Below are 11,539 nucleotides of genomic sequence, written 5' to 3' on the forward strand. Positions count from 1 at the left end.
GTGTTGTCGTATCATCACTATAGTTATCATAAATGCGGCGTCATTTTTCTTTCTTACCGCTTTCCTAACCTTCAGCGCTGATGAGCCAATATTTCAATATACGTTCTCTTCTAGCGAGATATATCAAAACACTGCTCGCTGACTCCATTCGTTCTAAACCATCCAGCGATGCTAAATCGCTCTGCATGGCTAATACAAACTTCATGAGGAAAACGCTCAGAAAGAAATACCACTAGCCGTCCTGCATAAGGCGCAACGGTTTCGATCAGTTCATCCTGATCGCTATATAGTTTTAATTTGCCACCATCAGCTTCGGTCCAGTGCTCATTCAAGTACATTACCGTAGTTAAGCGTCGATTCGTTCTTCCTTGAAATGCATCGTAATGCTTTTCATAGGCATCCCCAATGTCGTATTTTGCAAAATGTGCCTCATACTCAAACAAGCCTAAAAATAATGCTCGATTGACGTTGTGACGAATATGCTCCATACGCTCCAAATAATCGTGAATAGCAAAGCCCATCGTAGGCTGAAGCCACTGAATTTTATCGCTGCGGCGACGCTGGTTTTGATGCTTTGAATCGGAGCGGCCGATCTTGGCGGTCCTCCAATTTTCTGGCATTTCTTGGCATAAATCTCTTACTTGTTCGACAGATAAAAAATCATCCCAAATGTACCAACCTTGATCTGCAATCGCATCGATTAGATTATCTAAAGACAAAAACGTAACCCCAAAAACCAAAAGCAGATATATAGCGAGAGTTGAGCCTCCCCACAAATCTAAGTTTTAATCTTTTGGATAAAAAATACTAATCGAATTTTTCTAACAAAATACTTTCATAAATCCGGGATTAATCTTTGTGTTCTCAAATACACGCGATTTTTTCTAATCGTGGCGAATGACCTTTAAAGATGGATTTCAACTGAGCAACAAATAGTTCAGCAGTGGACAGCGCGTCAATCGCAGCTGAGTGAGCCGTGTAGTTAGGCAAGCGATAACATTGCCTTAGATCATTTAACTGTAGGCTACTACGACAATGGGTTTTCCCATCAAACGTAAGCTGCTTTTCAATTTTTAATGTATCAATCCAAATACATGGAAACACATCCAACCCATAGCGGTCAGAGACATACTGATTAATAAACGTCCTTTCAATACTACTGCCATGCACTAAGGCAACCTTACCAGCAAGCGCTGCAAATAATTCGTCCATCGCTCTATCTAATTCAATGCCTTTAGATAAAGCCGACGGTGTAAGCTGATGAATCTCGGCCGAGCGGGCATTCACATATTGGCGGTGGCAAACATAGCGCTCCTCACTGGCCCCCGTATCTATCGATTGAATCGTCATTGGTACCCAACCCACACTTAAAATTTGATCGCGTTGGGCATCAATCCCTGAGGTTTCAAAATCAAATGACAGTAACGAAATTTCGCCGACAAATTCTTTCAAATCAGGTAATGGCGTCGCGAAATAATACGCGAGGCCAGGCAGCCAATCATGACGTTCACGGCAGGTAAAGTGCTGCTGATAGACATGACGCGAGGCATTAAAATGGCGTTTTATCGCTTGTAACATAGTGATTATCCTTTCACAAAACGCAGTTTAGCGACGTCTTGTAGTTCACTGATAATTTTAAATGCATCTTTCAAGTGCTTACGCTCGAAGCTACTGAAACTATCTGGTGAAATATGATTATCAGGTGTTTTACCCTGCTTTAGTGCTTCCAATTGATGTTGAAAACGGACTTGGGTGATGAACTTATAAGCGCCAATAATATTTTGGCAACTGTCTTGTGACATTGCGCCTTGTTCTGCAGCAAACAGAAAACGTTCTTCGGTGCCCGTCATCGAACCGCCCGCGGATAATGAAAAGATCCGCGCAAGATCGATGATCAAATTTAGCGCGAATTTTTTAATATTTAGCGTCTTGCTATTATCACCACCTTTTTCCAACACCAAATTATTAAAAATACCCAACGGGGGTTGTGTATCAATGGCATCTTTCACCAAGGCGGGCAAAAAGTTAGTGCTTTTTTGTAAACATTCATGCAAATACTGCTGCATTTGATCAACCAACTCGGTATTACCATAGATGGCACGCGTTTCGAGAAACACACTAATACTGAGAAGCTTGTTGTATTCAGGACTCGATACCCATTTACGATAATACTCTTTCCATACCGTAAGCGGTTGGCACCACTTTGGAGATGCGGCCATGTATTTGCCATCACACAATGGATAGCCACAAGCTTGTAGACCATTACACACTCGCATAGCCAAATGACGAAAATAGAGCTCATGTTCTGGCTTCATATCATCAGACAATACCAAAGCGCTGTCTTGATCCGATAGCACATGCACTTCATTTCGCGCATGCGAACCTGCAACCACCCAAGCATAATCACAAGGAGCAGGGCCAAGTAATTCTTCGGTCATTTGCAGTAAACGACGTGTAAAGGCATCCATGATCATCGACATAACACGACCTTGTATTTCTGCACTAATACCGCTTTCGACTAAAGATTGAAAAATTGTCAGCCGCTCTTCTTTTAAATCCGCTAATGCTTGGATATTGCCTGCGTATTTGATTTTTTCGATCAAAAATAACGCCTGCGTTTTGTGGTTATGTACCAGATGAGACGTCGTTAATAGACCAACGACTTGGTTCTCTTTCATAACAGGCAAACAACGAATGTTGTATTGCAACATAACTGAAATCGCTTGCACCACTTTGTCATCAGCATGAATAAGCTGAGGATTACGTGTCATCACTGTCTCAATCGGGCTCGCCGTATCTACCCCCCGCGCCACAACAGAGCGAGTCATATCCCTATCAGTTACAATTCCAACTAATTCATCGTTTTGCATGATTGCAGCACAGGAACTGTAACTCAGTGAATCATTGCCACACATCAACTCCGCAACCACGCGAATTGGCGTGCCAACATTTACAATTGCAATATTCTTACTCGCCACCTCTTCCACCCGACGATAAAACAGCCCATTTTCTTCTTCGCGATAGGCGTAATCGACTGCCGAGGTTAAACGTAACTGAGCTTGAGAAGCGAAGTAATTGGCAAATTCAGGGTGTTGTTGGCAAATAGCTTGTAACTGTTGGTGCGGAATCAAATACAGTAATGAGTCTTCAATAGCTGTTGCTTGGTAGCCATCTTCTGCTTCATTAAGCGGCTCCAAAAACGTGAAACCAAACTGATCTTCTTCGCCTAATCGCGCTCGCAATTGTCCATCAGGACGACGCTGCTCTATCGCCCCTGTACGAATGATATAGAGGTAACGATCAGAACATAAAGCGCTAAAAGTAATATGTTCACCTTGCGCTAAGTAACGGACTTTTACTTGGCCCGCGACCGCTAACACAATCTCTTGCGGCAATTTATCAAACGGGTCCAAACGAATTAAAAAGTCATAAATATTAGGGGTTAATGATGATCCCACCTTTATCTCCAGATCAAAACAGCGTTTCAATTAATTTTATAGTACAAAAAAAAGCAGCCTTCATGCTGCTTTTCATTTCACATTTTTGATCTAGCGCTCATTGATTGAGAACGATATACCAATCACGTTGAAAGGAATAGTCATCCCTACCGTGATTGAACTTAATCTATGCTCGTTGATGAACCTCTGAATCTTACATCTTGAAGTCGTTTTGATAGACTAGGTAATTAAACCGGATACTGGGTATACCCAAGATTTTCCGATACATTTCGGCACGCTGTATGTAGCATTTCAACGTATTCCCCTTTTCGTTCTTCAGCAAAACGAATGGTTGGGAAAGAAATTGAAATTGCTGCGATAACCATACCAAAACGATCATAGATAGGCGCGGCAATACAGCGTAACCCGGGTTCCTGCTCTTCGTTATCTTCAGCAAAATGTTGTTCACGCACCAAATGTAATTCATTAAGTAGCTGATCGGTATTTTGGTGGGTACGTTCGGTGTGGGGAATAAAGTCCACATCTTCTAATAAGTGACGTACATAGCTTTCATCACGTTCAGCCAGTAACACTTTACCAATCGCAGTACTATAAAGTGGATTACGACGTCCAATACGCGAATACATGCGCAGGTTGTAACCCGAATCAATTTTATGAATATAAATGATAGCATTTTCATCAAGAGCACCAAGGTGCAATGCTTCATTCGTTTTATCAGCAATCTGCTGCATTTCTTTGTTTGCTAAGCCAACTAAGTCTACGTATTCCAGTGACTTAGAGCCAAGCTCAAACAACTTTAGGGTCAGAGAATATTTATCTGCTTCGCCTTCTTGAGACACATAACCTAAGGTCTTCATTGTTTGCAAAAATCGATATGTGGTCGCTTTAGACATCATCAAACGTTGCGAGAGTTCCGACACACCAATTTCTTTCTGTTCACCTAGAGCCTGTAAGATACTAAATACTTTTAGTACCGACGACACGGCTTCCGGCTGTGTTGATTTTTCCATTCGCTGTCCCCTTTTCTAACTTAAGTCATTATAGCCTCTCAAGATATTCGTACCACTATTTTTAAAAAGGCTTTTCATAAATATGAAACCCTTCAAACACTACCCTGAAAAAACAGATCCCAATCAAGATTTTTAAAACAGCTTTTCAAAAATATTTGCCAACTGTTTTTTTTTGGAACATGATAACCACATCAGCAATGAGACGAGCTTGTCTCTTTATCAGTTAGCTACATTAAGGAAAACACTATGGTTCTTGAATCATTTAATCTTGAAGGCAAAGTCGCGATAGTGACCGGGTGTGATACAGGCCTAGGTCAAGGTATGGCACTAGGTCTCGCAAAGGCCGGTTGTAACATCGTTGGCGTAAACATCGCAGAACCTACTGAAACAAAGGAACAAATTACGGCTTTAGGTCGTGAATTCTTAGATGTTCGCGCGAATCTCATTACCCTTGATGATGTTCCTTCTATTATCGATCGTGCGATTACTCAGTTCGGTCACATCGATATTCTAGTCAACAATGCTGGTATCATTCGTCGTAACGACGCCATCGAATTTAGTGAAAAAGATTGGGACGATGTCATGGACATTAACGTCAAATCTGTCTTTTTCATGTCTCAGGCGGTAGCCAAGCAGTTCATCACTCAGGGCACAGGCGGCAAAATCATTAATATTGCGTCTATGCTGTCATTCCAAGGTGGGATTCGTGTTCCATCGTACACAGCTGCGAAAAGTGGTGTCATGGGCATTACCCGCTTAATGGCTAATGAATGGGCAAAAAATAACATCAATGTGAACGCCATCGCGCCTGGATATATGGCAACCAACAACACCGCAGCACTCCGCGCTGACACAGAACGTAACCAGGAGATCGTGGAACGTATTCCTGCTGCTCGCTGGGGATTACCTTCTGACCTTGCTGGCCCTTGTGTTTTCTTAGCATCAGCCGCGTCCGACTACATCAATGGTTATACCATTGCTGTCGATGGTGGTTGGTTAGCACGTTAATTTGAAGCTCATTGAGCTGTTAGGAAAAGATTGTGACTGTGTATGAAATTGCACAACTGCTCGGTTTTGTGAGCTTTGCGCTAGGAATTTCTACGTTTTACCAGAAAAATGATCGACGGTTAAAGATCATCATGCTGATCTTTAATCTCAATCATTTAGTCCATTTTTTCTTACTTGGCTCAATGGTTTCAACACTCAGTACTGGTTTATCCGCACTGAGAACAGCCAGCTCTATCTATACTTCGTCGAAACGAATCGCTGCTGTTTTTGCTATTATTGGTATCGTATTTGGCATCGCCATTGCCGATAACTGGTGGGATTTATGGCCAATAGTCGGTATGACGATTGGCACGGTAGCCATATTCACTCTCGAAGGCGTAGCGATGCGCATCGCCTTCGTTGTCGGGGCAATATGCTGGCTGATTAATAATATTTTGGTGGGTTCGATCGGGGGCACCCTATTAGAAGCCACACTTATTTCAGTTAATTGCTTGACCATTTTTCGCATAGTTCGCGATAAGAAACGAACTATAGCAAGCCAAGCATTGTGAGCTTAAACAAAAGCTTAAGTACATTTTTCCGGTAATTTGACAAGGGAAAATACCCTAAGCTTAAGAGGACACACACCATGTTTGTATTTAACGAAGACGTAGAACTTCAAGACCTAGGCGATGGCGTTTCCCGCAAAATTCTTGCCTACAGTGACAACATCATGTCGGTTGAAGTGCATTTTGAAAAAGGGGCGATTGGCGCCATGCACAACCACCCACATGAACAATTGACCTATGTGTTATCCGGTTCGTTTGAGTTCACCATCGGTGATGAAAAGAAAGTCGTTCGCACTGGCGACGTCTTATACAAAAAACCGAATGAAATGCACGGCTGCGTCTGTTTAGAAAAAGGGGTGCTGTTGGATAACTTTACCCCAATGCGCAAAGACTTTATTGAGTAATTTTCTGCCAAATACCCGATGAAGTGGTGTTTGGCTAACCCATATTTGATTTTAATTTATTAGTTGCGGAGTGATCCGCAGGAGAATTCCTTATGAAAATCGCACTGATGATGGAAAACAGCCAAGCGGCTAAAAACGCGACTGTCTTAAACGAACTGACTACAGTGACAGAACCTCTCGGTCATTCCGTGTATAACGTAGGGATGAGTGATGAACAAGATCACCATCTAACTTACATCCACCTTGGGATTATGGCGAGCCTACTGCTTAACTCTAAAGCGGTTGATTTTGTGGTTGCAGGTTGTGGTACAGGCCAAGGCGCTATGATGTCATTAAATATCCACCCAGGTGTGGTTTGTGGTTACTGTCTAGATCCATCCGACGCATTCCTATTCAATCAAATCAACAATGGTAATGCACTATCACTCGCATTTGCTAAAGGTTATGGTTGGGGTGCAGAACTTAACGTGCGTTACATCTTCGAAAAAGCCTTTACGGGTGAACGTGGCGAAGGTTATCCAAAAGAACGTGCTGAACCACAAAAACGTAATGCAGGCATTTTAAACGAAGTAAAACAAGCCGTTGTAAAAGACAACTACTTAGATACATTAAAAGCGATGGATCAAGAACTGGTGAAAACAGCCGTTGGTGGTCCTCGTTTCCAAGAATGCTTCTTTAGCGGTTGCCAAGTGCCAGAAATCGCAGAGTATGTACAATCTCTTATCTAACCCTTAATCCGTTATTGCCTTTTAAGCCAGTATCCTTACTGGCTTTTTTATTGACATGCGACGTTGAAAGGCAATCCCCCTTTTTTCGTGATGGATACTGAGCCCAAACTCATTGAGGTCATTGGGGTATCGCAGTAAAGTTAAATGACGCGTTCACTTTTGACGTCAGAGGACAGGCATGAATCAAGACTCTCAAACACCCTACCAATCTTTAAAAGAGCTGACGCCAAACTATGAGGTGATGGCACTTTGGCAACAAGATAAACTTGCTCCCCTTCATCTAAATCAGCACTTTATCGAAAGGGGCAATCATAAACGTCATGACCGAATTTTAACCCATATTACTCACCCCGAAATGGTGGTGGTGCCACCACCATCAGCCAATGGCATCGCAGTTTTGATTATTCCCGGCGGAGGATACACTAAAGTTGCCTTTGATAAAGAAGGTATGGATACTGCAGAATATCTAGCCCATCTGGGTTTTACTTGTTATGTACTGAGTTACCGCATGCCAGGAGATGGGCATGTTTGGTCATCCAATACCGCTCTCGCCGATGCTCAGCGAGCAATGCGTTTAATTCGTAGTCAAGCTGCTAAGCAAGGAATTGAACATGTTGCTGTTATCGGTTTCTCTGCTGGTGGGCATCTCGCAGGTTGGCTTTCAACTCGTTTTGATCTGCCCGCGTATCCACTACAAGATACCGTTGATAACTATCCAGCTCAGCCCGATCTTACCGCACTCATTTATCCGGTCATCAGTATGGATGAGCGTGTCACCCATCTGGGTTCTCGCAAACAGTTATTAGGCAGTTTGGCCGACAAGCCGTTGCATCCTGAATTTTCCATAGAAACAATGGTGACAGCGGCAACACCGCCATGTTTTATCTTACATGCCAATGATGATCCATCAGTACCGTCTGAAAACAGTATTTTGATGTGGCAAGCATTAAAAAACCACCATGTGGACGTTGATTTACATATCGTCCAACAAGGTGGTCACGGTTTTGGTTTTCGTCATACCAAAGGTCTCACCATTGAAGCTTGGCCAACGTGGCTGCATCAATGGCTAGAACAGCGTTTAGGCTTAAACTAACTCCATTGAGATAGAGAGTTAGCCATGTCGCTCAGCAAAAGTCGGACGGCGATGTTCGACTTTTTTCTCAAAAAACCATAAGCCGAGCATGGATAAAAATAGCATAAATAAGCTCAAAAATAGCGGGGCTTTAAAACCGAAATATTGCGCAATCACTCCCATCGCACTGGTTCCCAACATTGTACCTAACAACATTGAGTTGGTATAAAACGCAGATGCTTTACCAATCGTTTTAGGGGCGTAATCTTGCACAATGGTGACACCAAGGCCCACAAAAATTCCAAAAAACAAACCATTCAATAGCTGAAGAGCAATACAGACAGCCAAGTGATCGGTAAAGTACATCCCGACATAAAAAAGCATACCAAACACATACCCCAGTCTCATCATCGGTAGTTTTCCATAACGCTGAGACCAGCTCGCCGCAAGCAGCATGACTGGAATTTCTACCGCAGCAGTCATACCCAGTAATATCCCCGGATATGCCGTTGATAAGCCCATATTACGGGTTAAAAACAGAGGCATCGAACCGACATAAGTACTGTTTGCCATATTCGCCAACATCATGATTGCACCTAGAAACCAGACTTCTCTCGGTAAGGGTGGAGCCAGTTTCTTGTCTTTATCTAAAGGATCGATGTCTGGTGCTTTAGGTTCTTTTAATTGCAATGCAACCAAACCAATAACCGCCAACGCGACGACGGCCGATAGATAAAAATTAGATCGAAACCCTAAACGGTCAACGGAAAAGAAAGCAATCGGTGGCCCAACAACCCACAACAACGAAACCGATGAGCGCATTTGTGAATTCAATTTAGTACTACTTTTACCGGTTGAATCCGCATAACGACGAATGATGGTTAAGATGACAGGGATAGAAGACGATGCCAAAGGCATGATTAAACATCCGACAATTAGGACGTGCCAAAAGTTTTTTGAAAGAGCAAAACCTGCCGAAGCACCAACGATTCCCAACAGCGAAAAAATCACTAACCTTTTCGCGGAAACCCCTTTGTCGATCAATCCGGTGATTTTTTGGCTAAATAGCACCGTCATCCCCGAGGTAATCACGGTATACACACCAATAAGTCCTGGTTCAACGTGAAGACCATTGACCAAATACAAACTCATGACAGGTAAAATCAAAGCAAAAGCTAAGGCGGTAAGACCATTGGTACAAAAGAGTACCGTCGTCTGACTTTTCATGAAACAACCTAATTAAGCGAGAGAAGACAAATTCAAAATGAGCGCGAATATGCGCCCACCTAATGTCGCTCAAACCTTGGGCAATAACAAGTCTCTTTTTCTTATCCTCCAAATAATCTTCCCTTTTTAACCATAGTTTTTTCGTCACAACACCGTTTGTTTGGTTCTGAAGATCTAAGTCACAAAATAAATGAACCAATGTTTTATTTTATTTGTTTATTCTTTTTATTGGCGCATAATCGGTTTAGAAAAATACAGGAGAGAAGATGATGAAACCTAATCGAGTCGCTATTATTGGCGAATGCATGGTTGAATTACAAAAATCTGGAGATCTCTATAAACAGACCTTTGGTGGTGATACGCTTAATACTGCTATCTACTTGTCTAGATTAACAAAAAATAGCGGCATCCAAATTTCATATTTGACTGGCTTGGGCAAAGATCCTTTTAGTCACAGCATGATCAATGCTTGGAATGAAGAGGGTATTGATACGACTGGTGTCAGAATTTCGCAAGATAAATTGCCCGGAATGTATGCGATAGAAACCGCACCAGATGGAGAACGAAGCTTCTATTATTGGCGTAATGATGCGGCTGCTAAATATTGGATCCGCGACAGCTCTATTGTAGAGCTTGCTCAAGAACTCTCCCAATATCAATTGGTTTATCTTAGCGGGATCAGTTTAGCCATTTTGACTCCTGATTGCCGAGAAAAACTGTATGATGCCCTACTTTTATGTCACGAAGATGGTGTGAAAATCGCGTTTGATAACAACTATCGTCCAGCGTTGTGGGAATCGTCAGACATTGCAAAGAAAACCTATCTGCAATTTATGCATATCACTGATATCGCATTTTTGACCTTCGATGATGAAGTCATGCTTTATGGTGACAGCAAAGAGAGTCAAGCGATTGAACGAGCTGAACGCTTGGGCATCAAGGAAATCGTCATTAAACGTGGGTCTGAGCCTTGCATTGCGATTAAAGCAGGAGACCGTTTTGAAATTCCTGCCACTAAAGTAGCCAATGTTGTCGACACCACTGCCGCTGGAGACTCATTTAGCGCAGGCTATTTAGCAAAACGTCTATTGGGCGCTGACCCAGAAGCATCAGCACAATTAGCTCACCGTGTTGCCGGTACTGTCATTCAATATCGTGGCGCCATCATTCCCAAAGATGCAATGCCGCAGATTTAAAGGATACGAGAAATGAAAAGTCTTAACGAACAATTAAACGACATTAAAGTCGTACCTGTTATTGCCATTAAAGATGCAAACAAAGCAGTCAAACTGGCAAAAGTGTTAGTTGAAAACGGCCTACCATGTGCTGAAGTCACATTCAGAACTGAAGCGGCGGCAGAAGCTATTCGCCATATCCGTGAAGCCTTTCCTGACATGTTAATCGGTGCTGGTACAGTGTTGACTCCACAACAAGTCGACAATGCAATTGAAGCGGGCGCCGATTTTATTGTTAGCCCTGGTTTTAATCCTACGATTGTAAAATATTGCCAACAACGTAATGTCACCATCATTCCAGGTGTTAATAACCCAAGTTTGGTAGAACAGGCAATGGAAATGGGCTTACGTACTTTGAAATTCTTTCCAGCAGAACCATCAGGCGGTGTTGGCATGCTAAAAGCGATGAGTGCCGTATACCCAATTAAATTTATGCCAACTGGTGGTGTAAAACCGAGCAACGTAAAAGATTACTTAGCGCTTCCAACTGTACTTGCTTGTGGCGGTACTTGGATGGTACCAAACGACCTAATTGACAATGAGAAGTGGGATGAATTGGCCACACTTGTCAAACAAGTCGCTGACGTTGTGGCATAAGCCATAGAGTCATCGAAAATCGAAACGAAGATCTTTTGTTTTTAATTAGCACTTCGACATGAGTGTTATTATTAGCCCATATATTCCGCGAAATATGGGCTTTTTTTTGGCTCTTTTCTACTTGCACTACTTCCCTATCGGCTCGTTACGACACGTAATCAATGAGTTGGTCATTGTTGCCTGTTAAATCATCAATGACACGTTATAAAAAAACTGCCACCTCATCAGGTAGCAGTTTCCGTAAGACAATCA

12 protein-coding genes are annotated in these 11,539 nt (G+C 42.5%); 7 read left to right on the plus strand and 5 right to left on the minus strand.

Annotated features, from left to right (window positions below; all coding sequences use genetic code 11):
* Positions 1-110: 110 nt before the first annotated feature.
* The 4 genes from I1A42_RS22310 to kdgR form a co-directional block, all read right to left on the minus strand.
* Positions 111-719 carry a 2OG-Fe(II) oxygenase gene (locus I1A42_RS22310; RefSeq protein ID WP_196125105.1) on the minus strand — a complete coding sequence of 203 codons (609 nt, stop codon included), beginning with the start codon at positions 717-719 and terminating at the stop codon, positions 111-113.
* 145 nt (positions 720-864) lie between these two features.
* A complete protein-coding gene (locus tag I1A42_RS22315; protein ID WP_196125107.1) occupies positions 865-1,578 on the minus strand; it encodes an exonuclease domain-containing protein in 714 nt (237 codons plus the stop codon).
* Positions 1,579-1,583: 5 nt separating this feature from the next.
* Entirely contained in the window at positions 1,584-3,458 is a 1,875-nt protein-coding gene (locus tag I1A42_RS22320; protein WP_196125109.1) for a DUF294 nucleotidyltransferase-like domain-containing protein, read from the minus strand.
* A gap of 227 nt (positions 3,459-3,685) precedes the next feature.
* Entirely contained in the window at positions 3,686-4,468 is a 783-nt protein-coding gene (gene kdgR / locus I1A42_RS22325; protein ID WP_196125111.1) for a DNA-binding transcriptional regulator KdgR, read from the minus strand.
* Between the two features lie 246 nt (positions 4,469-4,714).
* Here kdgR and kduD point away from each other — a divergent pair, with 246 nt between their 5' ends.
* The 5 genes from kduD to I1A42_RS22350 all read left to right on the plus strand — a co-directional run bounded on the left by kduD (position 4,715) and on the right by I1A42_RS22350 (position 8,249).
* Positions 4,715-5,476 carry a 2-dehydro-3-deoxy-D-gluconate 5-dehydrogenase KduD gene (gene kduD, locus I1A42_RS22330; protein WP_161153256.1) on the plus strand — a complete coding sequence of 254 codons (762 nt, stop codon included), beginning with the start codon at positions 4,715-4,717 and terminating at the stop codon, positions 5,474-5,476.
* A 29-nt stretch (positions 5,477-5,505) separates the two neighbouring features.
* The gene (locus tag I1A42_RS22335) at positions 5,506-6,027 is read left to right on the plus strand and encodes a YgjV family protein (RefSeq protein ID WP_161153334.1); all 522 of its coding nucleotides are present in this window, start codon (positions 5,506-5,508) and stop codon (positions 6,025-6,027) included.
* 77 nt (positions 6,028-6,104) lie between these two features.
* A complete protein-coding gene (locus tag I1A42_RS22340) occupies positions 6,105-6,428 on the plus strand; it encodes a cupin domain-containing protein (protein ID WP_161153257.1) in 324 nt (107 codons plus the stop codon).
* Positions 6,429-6,520: 92 nt separating this feature from the next.
* Entirely contained in the window at positions 6,521-7,156 is a 636-nt protein-coding gene (locus I1A42_RS22345; protein WP_161153258.1) for an RpiB/LacA/LacB family sugar-phosphate isomerase, read from the plus strand.
* A 178-nt stretch (positions 7,157-7,334) separates the two neighbouring features.
* Positions 7,335-8,249, plus strand: coding sequence for an alpha/beta hydrolase (locus tag I1A42_RS22350; RefSeq protein WP_196125113.1), 915 nt, complete (start codon positions 7,335-7,337; stop codon positions 8,247-8,249).
* Positions 8,250-8,267: 18 nt separating this feature from the next.
* Here the strand turns inward: I1A42_RS22350 and I1A42_RS22355 are convergent, their stop codons facing one another.
* On the minus strand, positions 8,268-9,455 hold the full coding sequence (locus I1A42_RS22355) for a sugar efflux transporter (RefSeq protein WP_196125115.1): 1,188 nt from the start codon (positions 9,453-9,455) through the stop codon (positions 8,268-8,270).
* Positions 9,456-9,724: 269 nt separating this feature from the next.
* On the opposite strand from I1A42_RS22355, the gene kdgK reads away from it, so the two are divergent.
* Positions 9,725-10,651: a 2-dehydro-3-deoxygluconokinase gene (kdgK, locus tag I1A42_RS22360; RefSeq protein WP_196125720.1), complete on the plus strand. Its 927-nt coding sequence runs from the start codon at positions 9,725-9,727 to the stop codon at positions 10,649-10,651.
* Between the two features lie 12 nt (positions 10,652-10,663).
* Positions 10,664-11,287 (plus strand): bifunctional 4-hydroxy-2-oxoglutarate aldolase/2-dehydro-3-deoxy-phosphogluconate aldolase, encoded by a 624-nt coding sequence (locus tag I1A42_RS22365; RefSeq protein ID WP_161153261.1) that lies wholly within the window; start codon positions 10,664-10,666, stop codon positions 11,285-11,287.
* The last annotated feature ends 252 nt before the right edge of the window (positions 11,288-11,539 follow it).

This window comes from Vibrio nitrifigilis (assembly GCF_015686695.1).
GTDB lineage: Bacteria > Pseudomonadota > Gammaproteobacteria > Enterobacterales > Vibrionaceae > Vibrio > Vibrio nitrifigilis.